Raw genomic sequence first — 14028 nt, 5'->3', positions numbered from 1 at the left:
AGACTCCTCGACGAATGTGGATGTGACGGTAGAAGGTCCGATGTCGCTTGACTTCAGCACGCGAGCCAGGAGTTTGGCGACCATCAAATGTTAGGCGATCGGCATGTTCGCCGCCGGCCGTCATAAGAGTGATAGGTGTTGTCACGGGCGTTATAGGAACGGTACCGAGCCGCACACCATTGCGCGTGCATATCGTTGCCATATGTAGTCGCTTCCCCGGCCAGGGGCGTCCCATCATTCGCGTCCGAGCGCGCGACGAACGGTGGCTGACAAGGCCTGCGTGGTCCATGGTAGGGCTGATAGCTGTTGTCGGCGGGGCGATAGGACCTGTAGCGATTGCGGCACCATTCCAAGGCCGCCTGACGGTCGGCGTCCGTCGGCCCTTCGACCGCTCCGGTGACCAAAGTTCGGTCAACCGCAGCCTTGTCGAGGCCTGCCGCATTCATTGCTTGCATCTTGCGGCCGTCGTCTGCGGCCGCTTGTGCGTGCCGGACCTCCTGGGGGCGCACGCTCACGGGAGGCACACGCTCGAATTGCTGAGCGCTGCGATCAACCTTGACCGGGTTGACCGTCCAGAGGGATGGTGTGTTGATATTGTGGAAGTTGTGCGGCTTTGGCTCCGGCAGAATGGAGGAAATCGCAGCGAGGCTTCCGACAAAGGGCGTCAGCAACAAAGCGATTCTCGTCAGGGGCAGTAAGACCTCTTTCATGGCTTCGTTCCCACTCACGCCGGCCGCAGGCCAAGGCTACTTCGGCAAGGTGGATTGGGAGAGTGTGGCGGGCACAAACACCTTTGCGGTCTGTGTGGTCTCCTCGATACTGTGGGCGGCGGCGAGCAGGAGGCTGATGGCCACCATCGCCGCACTGATGCAAAGAAGCAGTCCGGTAACGGACAAGTCGGATTTTCCCGATTCGTGGTGGGACATCATCTCTCTCCTGACCTGGATGTAATTGCACAAGGGTTGAAGGACAGCGGCATCGAACCGCTGCCCAAGGGAACGGCTCCTGCTACTGGAGGACCTGCACTACGGTGTAGGTCTTCGGATCGACGATGACGCGCTGATCGTTGACGATCGTGTAGGAGTATCGCGGATCTTCGGCGATGGGCATCAGCACGACGTCGCGAGGCAACGGCTTGCCGACGACGACAGGCTGCTGAACGACAACAGACTGCTGGACGGGCTGCCGCTGCACATAGGTTACGACCTTTTCCGGCGGCCGCTCCAGCGCGCCCCCGGCAACGGCGCCAACGACAGCGCCGACGCCGGCACCCACCGGACCGCCCACAATGGCACCCGTTGCAGCACCGCCGATCATGCCGGTGGTGGCGCCCTCCTGGGCGGAGGCAGACGCTGCGAGCGTCCCAAAAAATGCGACGCCGAAGGCGACAAGCTTGGTGTTCATGACATGCTCCTTTTGGATTATTGGCCCGAGCACAACGCCACATTGCGCTTGTCCGTTCCACCGTGCGACCAATGTCGTTGGGCATCCGACCTTCGGCCCACACCGAGCTGGGACCAAAGTCGGACCGTTGAACGAAGCTGCGCCAGCCCGGTGCCGGCGCGTCTGTTACCGCCTGAAATGCCGATTTGATCTCGCCTTCAGCCATGAGGTGATGTATCTGGGCAATGATATCGATCTGTGGTAACAGGACCACAGCGTCTCAAGGAAAACCGCCGTGGGATTTTTCCCATCCTGAAAAGGGAGATCGCAAACAAGCTGGTCTCTTCGGCTGACTTCCGGACCGCGAGGCTGTTTCCGAAAAAATCAAAGCCATGCGACTGGAACTTCCGTCGTCTGATGGGATTAATTGATACCAATCGGAGGACAAGCTCATGCCAGACAATGCAAGTAAGTCGCCAGCGGTGGAGTCTTTGAAGCAGGAGCGCGCAAGGCAGCGAGATCGCACCGCAAGAGGCGAACTCGACAAGGGATTGGAAGCTACGTTCCCAGCTTCTGACCCGGTGTCGACGACAATCACAAGCATCCCGTCTGGCCGTGCGGATGCAGACATGGCCGAACAGGTGAGGGTCAACCCGGATCCGACAGCGCTCGCCCCTGAAGTCGCCAAAGACGCGGGGACTATCCTCGGCGATATCAGGACTCTGGTCAGGAAGCGGCCATTGGCCGCCGTGGGCATCGTCGCCGCCGCGGCCTATCTTTGGGGCGCGAGCCGGTAAACCCCAAGGAGCCAGGCATGCTCTTCATGAGTGTTTGCCTGTCTGCAGGATAAATTGCTTCGCGCTGGAGATGATCAGCCGGTAAAGAATGGCAAGCTCTGAAAAATCCTCAAGGCAAACGACCGGATCCAGACGGATGACGGCGCTCGATCGCGCTACCGTCGCGAGCACGAGAGACCAGGCAGCTACCGAGAGCCCGGCCGGCGCTTTCGGACGGAGCAGGCGAGCCGTCCAAGAACTGATGTGTGCCCTCCGTCATGATCTCGGAAGCCTTTTGGGGCGCTGTGTCCTGCGAATCCGAAAGGGCAGCGAAATAGTTCGGGAAAGGTATGCAAAATCTGAACGGCCCACCTTCAAGGAGGGGCTTTGGAGAACGTCCGCTGCCGTCGCAGCATTTTCGCGCAGCGCAGTGGCTACCCTGGCGACTGTTCGCACGGCGGGCAAACTGCAGCTCGGCACGCAGAAACTGCGATCGTGGAAAGTGCTGGCTGCGCTGATCCCGTTCTCCAGCATCCTCATCGCAGCCGGCGTTCTAACTTGGGCCCTCAAGGATGTACCGTGGCAGGAGATCGCCGACGGCTCATTGAAGCCGGTCATGGTGCTGGAAACGTCGGACGGCGGGCCGCTTGTCCGGCAAGGGCCGTATCAAGAGCTCTATGCGAGCTACGAGCAATTCCCTTCGCACCTCATAGACGCCGTGCTTTCAATCGAGGACCGCCGGTTCATGGATCACTACGGCATCGATCTGAAGGGGATTGCGCGCGCTCTGCTCAGAAACGTAGAGGCCGGATCGGTCGTCCAGGGCGGAAGCACCATCACGCAGCAGTTGATCAAGCTGCAATATCTCGAAAGCGACCGAACATTGAAGCGCAAGATCCAGGAGGTGGTGATCGCGTTCTGGCTGGAATGGAAGCTCGGCAAGAGAGAGATTCTGACACGCTACCTCAATGCGGTCTACCTTGGTTCTGGCGCGACCGGCATGCCGGCAGCGGCGCGGATCTATTTCAACAAGGATGTCGGTGCGCTCGATCTACCGGAATCTGCGATGCTGGCAGGTCTGCTGAAGGCCCCGAGCCATTTGAACCCGATCGACAATTTCGAAGGCGCTCGACAACGCACGGCGACCGTGCTCGACGCGATGGTCACCAATGGCAAGCTCACGCCGCAAGATGCGAACGCTGCCAGGGATGAATTCGCCGAACTGCACCCCACGACACCAACATCGCGCTCGGGCAGTTGGTTCGCCGATTGGGTGTCGGTCGAGGCGGGGGAGATCGCAGGCTCTTCGCCCGGAGCAACAACAGTGCGCACGACATTGGTGCCGCGCCTGCAGCGGATTGCCGAAAAGGTTGTCAGGCAAGCCCTCGATGAAGAGGGGAAGGCCTTCGGTGCGTCGCAGGCTGCACTGGTCGCTATGACGCCCGACGGTGCAGTTGTCGCAATGGTCGGCGGATATGACTACAAGACCAGTCAGTTCAACCGCGCCGTCACGGCGATGCGCCAGCCGGGCTCCACATTCAAGCTGTTCGTGTATTACGCGGCATTGAAGAAGGGGCTGAGCCTGTCGGATCAGGTCCTTGACGCCCCGATCGAAATTGGCGGATGGGCCCCTCGAAATTCGGGAGGTGACTATCGCGGCTGGGTTACGTTGGCTGAGGCATTTGCTCGCTCGCTGAATGCAGCCACCGCCGTACTGGCCCAGGAGGTTGGCCTGGACAGTGTCGCCGATGCAGCAAAGGAGCTGGGCATCGACGCTCCGCTGACGACGACGCCAGCTTTGGCGCTCGGCGCATCCGAGGTGAGCCTGCTCGACCTGACGGGTGCCTATGCGTCGGTGCTGCTTGGAAAAGCACCGGTCGAACCATGGGGAATTATCGACTTCCGGGCGGCAGGCCAGCGGAAGGGCTTCCGAGTGGGCCCCCAAGTTGCGACCTCGGTTGACCTTTCGCCGCATCAGTCCGACCTCCTCACCTTGCTGCAGTTGGTCGTAGAGCGTGGGACTGGACGTCAGGCTGATCTGGGCACATTTGCGGCCGGCAAGACAGGCACCAGTCAGGACAACCGTGATGCCTGGTTCGTCGGCTTTACGGAACCCTTGGTCGCTGGCGTCTGGGTGGGCAACGACGACAACACATCGATGAAGGGGATCACGGGTGGCGCGCTTCCAGCGCGCATCTGGCGAAATTTCATGGAAGCCGCGGTGGCCGAGCCAGATTCGGACGCCGATGCGGACGCGGGGTTTATGACAAGCGAAGAAAAGCCCGCTCAATCCTGCAATATCAGAGCATGCTCGCGCAACTACCGGTCCTTCCGGGCGTCTGATTGCACCTACCAGCCTTATCGCGGCGACCGGCGGCTTTGCCAGAAATAGCTGTGCGGGCGCTTGCGACGGCAGAGGTTGCCTATGACGATGAGGATGCCATTGCTGTTACACGCCCTTCGTGCCGAGCATGCAGGTCGTTTCCTTCGCTGGATACACGCCAGAAGGACGGCCGTTTCAGAGTTTCTTTCGCGCTGCGGCATGCCCGTATTCGACACGGTAACGACGATGTCGCTCGGAGAGCGCTGGGTGCCGAGGATCCTGGTCCGGCGCGTCGGCCTCGCAAGCCCTGGGCCGAGATTTGAAGGTCGCAAATATCGACAAAGCGCTCCGGACCGTCAGACACAGGGCGGCCATGGCCGTTCGGAGCGCCCACGGTTGAGCGCCCCGAACGGCTCGTTCACTTCTGAATGCAGGTGTCGACCGTGTCCTTGGTGCATTCATCAAGCCCCGTGAATACCGGATCTTCAACCGGTTTACCGGCTATCAGATCCAGCATCACCGAAGGCGCCTTGTAGCCCATCTCGAAGGGGCGCTGGCCGACAAGTGCCGTCACCAGGCCTTCACGCGCAATCGCCACTTCGTCGCCGATCGTGTCGGCGGCGCCAATGACGAACTCGTTGCTGGCGATCTTGTCGGCCATCGGCCTGAACAGATCGCGATAGGCCTGCGGTGCGCCGAACAGCGGCCAGCCGCCCATGATACCGAACGCGTCGAGATCCGGATTGGCGGCAAGAATATCAGTCATCGCCTGGACGCCCTTAGCGCCGTCGTCATTGGTGAAGACGGGGCAGCCGGCGACTTCCGTCCATCCGCCTTCGCCCTTCAGTTCGGTGAGCCCCTTCTGACCGGTCAGTGTGTCACGCATGCCTTGGGCGCGACGCAGGATATTGTCGGCGCCTGGATTGCCCTCAATCGTGCAGATCTTGCCGCCGTTCGGCTTGGCCTTCTTGATGTATTCACCGATGCGCGCGCCCATCAGATAGTTGTCGGTGCCGAGATAGGTCTTGCGCAACGCCGAATCTTCGGCAGCAAGGTCGGCATCAAGTGTCATCACTGGCACGCTCGGATTGGCGGTCTTCAGCGTCTGGGCGATCAGCTTTGCGTTGGACGGCGAGATGGCGATCGCTGCGGTGTCGGCTTTGCCGAGCATATCCTGGACGATCTGCGCCTCGCCGGCCTCGTCGGAGGTCGATGCTGGACCGGTGTAGAAGCATTCATATTCAGAGTCGGGATTTTCCTTGTTCCACTTCTGGCAACCCTGGTTGATCGCTTCGAAGAACGGGTTGTCGAGCCCTTTCACGACGATGACGAGCTGCTTCTTGGCCAAAGCCTCGGCTGCGCCGAGGGCTAAAAACGCGACGCCAAGCAATAATATCTTCCTCATAAATTCCTCCCTTGAAACAGACGGACACGGCGTGTCCGCCACACACATCAACCCGGATACCAGACGATGCGAGGGTCATTCTGTGAGCGCTCGTATTTCCACGCCGAGTCGATAAGCAATTCCAGATCGTAGCGGGGCCGCCAATCCAGCAAGTACTTGGCCTTGCTGTTGTCCATCCAGTTCGAATGGAACTGACTTGGTATGTGGACCGAAGAGAGGCCGCGGGTGCGGGCCAGGTAGCTGGCAACTTCGCCGTAGTCGACCGGCCGGTCCATGCAGATGTTGAAGAGTTGACGTTTCGCACGCGGATTGTCGATCGCGGCCAATATGGCGCTGACGAGATCTTCGACGTGGACGAAGTTGCGCTTCAACGGTCGCCCGTCAGCATCATGCAGCAGGGGCACGGTACCCTCCGCAGCATAGCGCTTTGCGTCGGCTTCAGGAACAAGCGTCTTCCAGTCTGGGCCGCCGAACACGTCGTCGCCGAAGGACAACGTATATTTGAAATCGTCCTTTTCCATAATCCACGGCGCGCGCAGACAGCAGCCGTTGATGTCATACTGGATGCCGAACTGTTCCAGTATCACCTCTTCCAGAACTTTCGAGAGAGCGTAGCTTCCCGGATAGGCCTGGTGCGGCACGCTTTCGGTAATCGGGCTGTCGTGACGATAGTAAAAATGGCCGATTCCGGCATCGCCGCCGATAAGAATGAACTGACGGGCCGTAGTGCTGATCCGGAATGCCTCCAGAAGCCAGAACAGCCCCTTGACCGTGACGTCCATAACGTCGGCGGGCGTTTCCTTGCAAGTGGCGAGGTGTACGACGTGGGTGACGCCGGCGATAGCCGCGTTCGCGACTTCTCGGTTGGAAATCGACCCACGCACAACTTCAACCCGGTCGCTCTCATCGCATAACCGGTTGTGGCAAAGGGCACGTATGCGCGCATTCGAAAAGCGCGGATCGTCAAGCAGCCCAGCTATGAAGTGCCGCCCGACCTTGCCCGTAGCACCCGTGACAAGGATAAGCATGCTCTCCTCCCAATAACAGCTAATATCGGCGCGCGCCGCTCGTCAACAGGATATTTATACTACAAATGGATATGGTGTGATGGTGCGGCCAATATCGTACAATTGATTGACGCTTTCGCGGCGTTTTGCGTAATGTATAGTATCGCTTCTTCCGGGAGGAAAGCGAGACGCGGGCGGCTCGACCTTGCAGGACGCACGGTTCGTAGCAGCCCCGCGACGGCGAGCCTGGGGAGGCTAGAAGGCTGGTGGCTGTTCTCGAACTCACCAATATTTCCAAACATTTCGGTGCCATCCAGGCTGTCAATGACGTTTCGTTCGTGCTCGAGGCGGGACAGGTGGTCGGCCTCATGGGCGACAACGGGGCAGGCAAGTCCACGCTGGTGAAGATGATCGCCGGCAATTTCCGGCCAAGTCATGGAACCATGCACATGGACGGGCAGGAGCTTGCCCTTCACCGCCCGGTGGAAGCGCGCCAGCACGGCATCGAGATCGTTCACCAGGATCTTGCCCTGTGCAATAATCTGACGGCGGCAGCGAATGTCTTTCTCGGACGCGAATTGCGCCGTGGCGTCGGGCCGCTGAAGGTGCTGGACTACAAGGCAATGTACCGGCGCGCTGGCGAGATTTTCAAGGAATTGAAATCGGAGACGCGCCCGCGCGACCTCGTCAAGCAGATGTCGGGTGGCCAGCGGCAGGCGGTCGCCATCGCCCGTACGATGCTCTCCGAGGCTAAGATCGTGCTCATGGATGAGCCAACGGCTGCCATCTCGGTGCGCCAGGTGGCGGAGGTACTCAACTTGATCCGCCATTTGCGCGACCGGGGCATCGCGGTCGTGTTGATCAGTCACCGCATGCCGGACGTCTTTTCGGTTGCCGACCGGGTGATCGTGATGCGGCGCGGCAGAAAGGTCGCGGACAAGCCGATCGCGGCAAGTTCGCCTGAGGAAGTGACAGGGCTCATTACGGGCGCGATAGAGCAGGTGTGATCGAAAAAGCCCCACCGTGTCGGATGGAAACGAAGGTCGACCCATGACGATTACCCTTGATCAGACGATCAAACAAAAGCAGCAGAACTGGCTTGCTGCAATCCTTGGCAGTCAGACGTTCTGGGTCCTGCTCTCCGTCCTCCTCGCCTGTGTTTTTCTCTCCTTCGCCACCGACTCCTTCGCCACGACGAAGAACCTCTACAACATCACCCGCAATGTGACCTTCGTTGCCATCATTGCACTCGGCATGACGATCGTGATTATCACCGGCGGGATCGACCTGTCGGTGGGATCGGTGCTTTGCCTGTGCAGCATGGTGCTGGCGGTCGTCATGCATGCGGGTTACAGCATCGAGACAGGGATAGCCGCGTCGGTCGGCACCGCCCTGGTGATCGGAGCCTTCAACGGGGTATTGATCGCCTATCTGGGTTTCCCTCCCTTCGTCGTCACACTCGGCATGCTGTCGATCGCGCGCAGCCTGGCGATGGTTGCCTCCAACAACACCGTCGTTTTCCAGTTCGGACCGGATCACGACAAGCTGCTGGCGCTGGGCGGTGGCGCCTGGTTCTTCGGTATTGCAAACCCGGTGATCTACATGATCGTGCTGGCGCTTCTCACCGGCTTCGTGCTGCGCTGGACAAGGTTCGGCCGGTACGTCTTCGCCATAGGCGGCAATGAGCACGCCGCCACGCTCACGGGCGTGCCCGTGCAGGCGATAAAGGTTGTCGTCTATATGATTTCTGCCCTGTCGGCCGGGGTTGCCGGCATTATCCAGACGGGCTGGCTCGGTGCCGTCACCACGAATATCGGCTCCGGAATGGAACTGCAAGTCATAGCTGCTACCGTTATCGGGGGGGCTAATCTGGCCGGTGGCGTCGGGACCGCCTTCGGCGCGCTGATCGGAGCAGCCTTGATCGAGGTGATCCGCAACAGCCTCGGTCTGCTCGGCATCAATGCCTTCTGGCAAGGCACTTTCATCGGCGGCGCCATCGTGCTTGCCGTTCTGTTCGATCGAATTCGGAATTTGCGTCAAAGCGAATAGAAAGAAGCCAATTCAGCCGGCAAGCGTATTGCGGCTAAAGGCGATGCGCGCTCGTTATCCGGAAAACAGCGATCCCCTTAGAGCGATCGGATGCGCTGCTCTGCAGGGGCGCTGTCTGGCGTTCGCTGTCCTTTGCCTGCAGTCGGCCGCTGCTGGACGGGATAGCGGGTCAACGCAGGTCGCGTCGACGCTCCGGGCAAACACTCGTTTCCGCGTGGCCGCGTACGACTCCTTAAAGAGCGTGCAACATAGCCGATCAAGGTCGTGAGCCCCACGGCGCTCTTGGTGAGCATGCGCGTGACCTCCGTGCCACGAGATGCCGGGACGACTGGTTAACGCCGTCAACAGTTCGCAGACCGAGGGGGCAACGCCGGTTTGTTAACTCATCCTACGAATATATCACGCAGGCGAGCCCAGATTCCCTGTGGCCTGCCGATATGCCTTGCCCGGATATAGCTGGCGGTCGTTGCAGCGCTTACCGTCGCACCGAAATGGCAGTAGCAGACGATTCTGTGCAATTGCCTGTCCGACAGCTCGAAAAACCGTTTCGCTTCTCCATAAGTGTCGTTTTTCATCCCGGCTGCGCGAAGGACAGGATCGTTGAAGGCAACCGAAATCGCGGAGTTGTCGCAGTGTAATGCAGCACGCACCGCATGCGGCTGATATTCGGTTTCGTGCAGCGTCGAGAGAAGCCGCTGTGGATCCGCTTCGAGGAGTTCTGCCCACCGTTGGATGCGTTTTTCGCGCGGCATGCTCTGATGCGGGTAATACTGATTGATCCTGGCAAGATTTTGCAGTTGATCGAATTCATGGTGCTTCATTTCGCCCTCCATTGAACGATTGATGCTTCGACCCTTCTCCTGCAGTAGCGTGACTCGTACGAGGCAATAAGTCCAATCACGATTGGGCGTCCCCGAAGATTTGGACAGCGACAGCGAACGGCTGTGCGGTGCCGATAGTGACATTGCATTGGGTCGCGCCAACCGCGGCGCTGCTCAGAAAGCGCGAATACTATACGGAAAACCCATCTACTGTTTCATTCAGGGAAGGGCATGCCATTCTGTAAGCATCCATTAGCGAGCGCGCCTCACATCTCGGTCAGCAGAATGCCGGAAAAGCGACCCATCGTCCGTAGGGTGCCGGCTTGCCGCGACTACTGCAGGACAAGCCGCAAGGCTTTCCGGGTTTCCATCAGCAGGGGCAGGTAGCGCCCTGCCATCTCGGCTGCAGGCACGTGAGCGGCCGGTGCGCCAATATTGATGGCGGCGACCACCCGACCGCGATCGTTTTCGACCGGCACGGCGATCGAACAGAGACCGAGTTCCAGTTCCTGGTCGATCACAGCGTAACCCGCGGCGCAAACACGGCGAAATTCTTCCATCAGCACCTCCGGATCGGTCTTGGTCAGCGGCGTATTGGCCTTGAGATCCGAGCGGTCGAGAATGTTGCGCGCCTCGGCCTCCGGCAGCGCCGCCAGCAGCACCCGCCCCATCGAGGCACAGTAGGCCGGCAAACGGGAACCGGGCGACAAATTGATCGACATGACGCGCTTTTGCGAGGCGCGCGCGATGTAGACGACTTCCGTTCCATCCAGGACCGAAGCTGATGCACTTTGCCCGGCCTTTTCCGAGAGTTGGTCGAGATACGGCTGGATCACCAGAGGCAGCGGCGTGGCGGACAGATACGCGTGGCCGAGCCGTAGAACCTTCGGCGTCAGGGCAAAGAACTTGCCGTCGTAGTCGGCATAGCCGAGGTCGGCGAGCGTCAGCAGGCAGCGGCGCACTGTCGCCCGGTCGAGATCGGTGAGTTTAGCCGTTTCGGCGATGGTGAGCCTCGGCCGCGTCTCGCCGAAGGCCTCGATGACTCTCAGTCCGCGGGCAAAGCCACTAACGAAATCCGATTCTCGCATCGTCCTCTCCCTAAAGTTCCTCGATGATGTGCGATATACGAACAAATGTCAAATAACGCACAAAATATTTGACGATGCGGAGATTTGAGCGCTTATTGCACCTGCCCACGCCCCATTGAGGAGGAGAATGCCTTGGCGAGACTGACTTCGCTGGCGCAAGCCATTTCCGAGAATGTGAAAGACGGCGATACGGTCGCCATGGAGGGGTTTACCCACCTGATCCCTTACGCCGCCGGGCACGAGGTGATCCGGCAGGGCAAAAAGGATCTGTTCCTGATCCGCATGACCCCGGACATTCTTTATGACCAGCTGATCGGCGCAGGCGCGGCGCGCGGCATGAAATTCTCCTGGGGTGGAAATCCCGGCGTCGGCTCGCTGCATCGCTTTCGCGACGCCGTCGAAAACCACTGGCCGCACCCTCTGGAGATCGAGGAGCACTCTCATGCCGCCATGGCCAACGCCTATGAAGCCGGCGCGGCAAACCTGCCGTTTGCCATGCTGCGCGGTTATATCGGCGCCGATCTGCCCAAGGTCAACCCGAACATCAAGCAGGTTACATGCCCTTTCACCGGCGAGGTGCTGGCAGCCGTTCCGGCCATCCACCCCGATGTGACGATCATTCACGCGCTGAGGGCCGATCGCAAGGGCAATGTGCTGCTCGAGGGTATCGTCGGCGTGCAGAAGGAAGCGGTGCTCGCTGCCAGACGCTCGATCGTCACGGTGGAAGAGATCGTCGACGAACTGAACCCCCCATCACCCAATTCCGTCGTCCTGCCCTCCTGGGCGGTGACGGCGGTTGTGGCGGTGCCCGGCGGCGCCTTCCCGTCCTATGCGCAGGGCTATTATCCACGTTCCAACGCCTTTTACATCGCCTGGGACGAAATCGCCCGTGATCGCGCCACCTTCCAGAAATGGATCGAGGAAAACATCATGAAGGCCGGTCCGGGAGACTTTGCCAAGCATGCGAAGAAAGCCGCGTGAGGAGAGGACGATGAGCGATTTTACCCCGACCGAAATGATGACCATCGCGGCAGCCCGAGCGCTCACCAATGACGACGTCTGCTTCGTCGGCATCGGCGCGCCATCTGCCGCCTGCAACGTCGCCCGCCTCACCCACGCGCCCGATATCACATTGATCTACGAAAGCGGCACGGTTGGCACCCGGCCGGATGTGCTGCCGCTGTCGATCGGAGACGGCGAGTTGTGCGATACCGCACTCTTCACCGTCTCGGTGCCGGAAATGTTTCGCTACTGGCTGCAGGGCGGCCGCATCACCACCGGCTTCCTCGGCGGCGCCCAGATCGACAGGTTCGCCAATCTGAACACCACCGTCGTCGGCCCTTATGACCGCCCGAAGGTCCGCCTGCCTGGCGGCGGTGGCGCGCCGGAAATTGCCAGCAATTGCGGCCAGATCTTCATCACCATGGCGCTTTCCAAGCGCGGCTTCGTCGACAGGCTGCCTTTCATCACCTCCATGGGCCACGGCGAAGGCGGCAATCACCGCGAGCGGCTTGGCTTGAAGACGAAGGGACCGACGCGCGTCATCACCGATCTCTGCGTCCTTGAGCCGGATCCCGCCACCAAGGAATTGACCGTCATGTCGATACACCAGGGCGCCACACGCGAAGAGATCATCGACAATTGCGGCTGGCCGATCAGGTTCGCCGAGACGGTGATCGACACGCCCGTGCCGACCGAGACCGAGCTGACGACGTTGCGCGACATCAATGCACGCACGAAAAAAGCCCATCAGGGCAACAAGGAGGCGGCGTGATGGCCGAGGCCTATATCTGCGATTACATCCGCACGCCGATCGGCCGGTTCGGCGGTTCGCTTTCCCTCGTGCGTGCCGACGACCTCGGGGCGGTTCCGCTGAAAGCGCTGATGCAGCGAAACGCTTCCGTCGACTGGCAGGCCGTCGACGACGTGATCTTTGGCTGCGCCAATCAGGCGGGCGAAGACAACCGCAATGTCGCGCGGATGTCGCTGCTTCTGGCGGGGCTGCCGTCCGGGGTCTCGGGCACGACGATCAACCGGCTCTGCGGCTCGGGCATGGATGCGGTGATCGCCGCAGCCCGCGCCATACGATCCGGCGAAGCGGACCTGATGATCGCCGGCGGCGTCGAGAGCATGTCGCGTGCGCCCTTCGTCCTGCCCAAGGCCGAAAGCGCCTTTTCCCGTTCAGCCGAAATCCATGACACGACGATTGGTTGGCGCTTCGTCAACCCGCTGATGAAGAAGCAATACGGCGTCGATTCCATGCCGGAGACCGGTGAGAACGTCGCCGAGGATTTCAAGATCAGCCGCGCGGACCAGGACGCGTTTGCCGTCCGCTCGCAGAACAAGGCGGCTGCCGCGCAGGAGAGCGGTCGTCTGGGGCATGAGATTACCCCCGTCACAATTCCGCAGCGCAAGGGCGATCCGATCGTCGTTGACAGGGACGAGCACCCGCGCGCAACCACGATAGATACGCTTGCCAAGCTCAAGGCGCCGTTCCGCGAAGGCGGCTCGGTTACGGCGGGCAATGCCTCGGGCGTCAACGATGGCGCTGCCGCGCTCATCATCGCTTCGGAAGCTGGTGCGAAAAAGCACGGGCTCTCGCCGATCGCCCGCGTCATGGGGGGCGCTGCCGCCGGTGTGCCGCCGCGCATCATGGGCATCGGCCCGGCGCCGGCGTCACGCAAGCTTATGGCGCGGCTGGGGCTTAAGGCCAGCGATTTCGATGTTATCGAACTCAACGAAGCCTTCGCATCGCAGGGTCTTGCGGTCCTGCGCGAACTCGGTATTGGCGACGACGATCCTCGCGTCAATCGAAACGGCGGCGCCATCGCGCTCGGACACCCGCTCGGCATGTCCGGCGCCCGGATTACAGGAACGGCGGCGCTCGAGCTCAAGCTAGGCGGCGGTCGCTATTCGCTGTCGACCATGTGCATCGGCGTAGGGCAGGGTATTGCCCTCGCCCTGGAGCGCGTTTGACCGAAACCGGCGGCGGATTGCTCCGCCCCCGGTTTCGGCTTGATAGGCTAACATCACTTTCGATCATCCCCACGTCGTTTGAGAGGCAATCTCTCGACGGCATTTCCGGCGTTGGGATAAAAAGACGCGGCAGCAGCAAGATTGCCGCCACCGCGTAATTTGGGGCAAAGGCCGCACCGCCTTGCCCACCGCCTTGATCG

14 protein-coding genes are annotated in these 14028 nt (G+C 60.7%); 7 read left to right on the top strand and 7 right to left on the bottom strand.

Annotation, left to right across the window (positions count from 1 at the left end; all coding sequences use genetic code 11):
- Positions 1-83: 83 nt before the first annotated feature.
- The 3 genes from JNB71_RS21515 to JNB71_RS21505 all read right to left on the bottom strand — a co-directional run bounded on the left by JNB71_RS21515 (position 84) and on the right by JNB71_RS21505 (position 1404).
- On the bottom strand, positions 84-710 hold the full coding sequence (locus JNB71_RS21515; protein WP_220373953.1) for a BA14K family protein: 627 nt from the start codon (positions 708-710) through the stop codon (positions 84-86).
- Positions 711-746: 36 nt separating this feature from the next.
- Positions 747-926 carry a hypothetical protein gene (locus JNB71_RS21510; protein ID WP_220373823.1) on the bottom strand — a complete coding sequence of 60 codons (180 nt, stop codon included), beginning with the start codon at positions 924-926 and terminating at the stop codon, positions 747-749.
- A gap of 82 nt (positions 927-1008) precedes the next feature.
- Positions 1009-1404, bottom strand: a complete 396-nt coding sequence (locus JNB71_RS21505) for a DUF1236 domain-containing protein (RefSeq protein ID WP_220373822.1) — start codon at positions 1402-1404, stop codon at positions 1009-1011.
- Positions 1405-1835: 431 nt separating this feature from the next.
- Here JNB71_RS21505 and JNB71_RS21500 point away from each other — a divergent pair, with 431 nt between their 5' ends.
- Both JNB71_RS21500 and JNB71_RS21495 read left to right on the top strand, forming a co-directional pair.
- On the top strand, positions 1836-2180 hold the full coding sequence (locus JNB71_RS21500; RefSeq protein ID WP_220373821.1) for a hypothetical protein: 345 nt from the start codon (positions 1836-1838) through the stop codon (positions 2178-2180).
- Positions 2181-2268: 88 nt separating this feature from the next.
- Positions 2269-4551, top strand: a complete 2283-nt coding sequence (locus JNB71_RS21495; RefSeq protein WP_220373820.1) for a PBP1A family penicillin-binding protein — start codon at positions 2269-2271, stop codon at positions 4549-4551.
- A gap of 349 nt (positions 4552-4900) precedes the next feature.
- On the opposite strand, the gene JNB71_RS21490 is transcribed toward JNB71_RS21495, so the two are convergent.
- Both JNB71_RS21490 and JNB71_RS21485 read right to left on the bottom strand, forming a co-directional pair.
- Positions 4901-5887 carry a sugar-binding protein gene (locus tag JNB71_RS21490; protein ID WP_220373819.1) on the bottom strand — a complete coding sequence of 329 codons (987 nt, stop codon included), beginning with the start codon at positions 5885-5887 and terminating at the stop codon, positions 4901-4903.
- A gap of 47 nt (positions 5888-5934) precedes the next feature.
- Complete coding sequence (locus tag JNB71_RS21485; RefSeq protein WP_220373818.1) at positions 5935-6915, bottom strand: NAD-dependent epimerase/dehydratase family protein; 981 nt, start codon at positions 6913-6915, stop codon at positions 5935-5937.
- A 242-nt stretch (positions 6916-7157) separates the two neighbouring features.
- Between JNB71_RS21485 and JNB71_RS21480 the strand changes: the two genes are divergently transcribed.
- Positions 7158-7901 (top strand): ATP-binding cassette domain-containing protein, encoded by a 744-nt coding sequence (locus tag JNB71_RS21480; protein ID WP_112846084.1) that lies wholly within the window; start codon positions 7158-7160, stop codon positions 7899-7901.
- Between the two features lie 43 nt (positions 7902-7944).
- Entirely contained in the window at positions 7945-8943 is a 999-nt protein-coding gene (locus tag JNB71_RS21475; protein WP_220373817.1) for an ABC transporter permease, read from the top strand.
- Between the two features lie 383 nt (positions 8944-9326).
- Here JNB71_RS21475 and JNB71_RS21470 read toward each other — a convergent pair whose 3' ends face one another.
- The gene (locus JNB71_RS21470; protein WP_220373816.1) at positions 9327-9764 is read right to left on the bottom strand and encodes a hypothetical protein; all 438 of its coding nucleotides are present in this window, start codon (positions 9762-9764) and stop codon (positions 9327-9329) included.
- Between the two features lie 332 nt (positions 9765-10096).
- On the bottom strand, positions 10097-10852 hold the full coding sequence (locus JNB71_RS21465) for an IclR family transcriptional regulator (protein ID WP_220373815.1): 756 nt from the start codon (positions 10850-10852) through the stop codon (positions 10097-10099).
- A 132-nt stretch (positions 10853-10984) separates the two neighbouring features.
- On the opposite strand from JNB71_RS21465, the gene JNB71_RS21460 reads away from it, so the two are divergent.
- Genes JNB71_RS21460 through pcaF form a run of 3 tightly spaced genes read left to right on the top strand, consistent with a single transcriptional unit; the run spans position 10985 to position 13828 of the window.
- Entirely contained in the window at positions 10985-11833 is an 849-nt protein-coding gene (locus tag JNB71_RS21460) for a CoA transferase subunit A (RefSeq protein WP_220373814.1), read from the top strand.
- A gap of 10 nt (positions 11834-11843) precedes the next feature.
- Entirely contained in the window at positions 11844-12626 is a 783-nt protein-coding gene (locus JNB71_RS21455; protein ID WP_220373813.1) for a CoA-transferase subunit beta, read from the top strand.
- Entirely contained in the window at positions 12626-13828 is a 1203-nt protein-coding gene (gene pcaF / locus JNB71_RS21450; protein WP_220373812.1) for a 3-oxoadipyl-CoA thiolase, read from the top strand. Before JNB71_RS21455 ends, pcaF begins: the two co-directional genes overlap by 1 nt.
- Positions 13829-14028 lie beyond the last annotated feature (200 nt).

The organism is Rhizobium herbae (genome assembly GCF_019511375.1).
Classification (GTDB): Bacteria; Pseudomonadota; Alphaproteobacteria; order Rhizobiales; family Rhizobiaceae; genus Pararhizobium; species Pararhizobium herbae_A.
The sequence above is the reverse complement of the archived record's forward strand: the minus strand, read 5'-3'. Positions and strand labels throughout refer to the sequence as shown.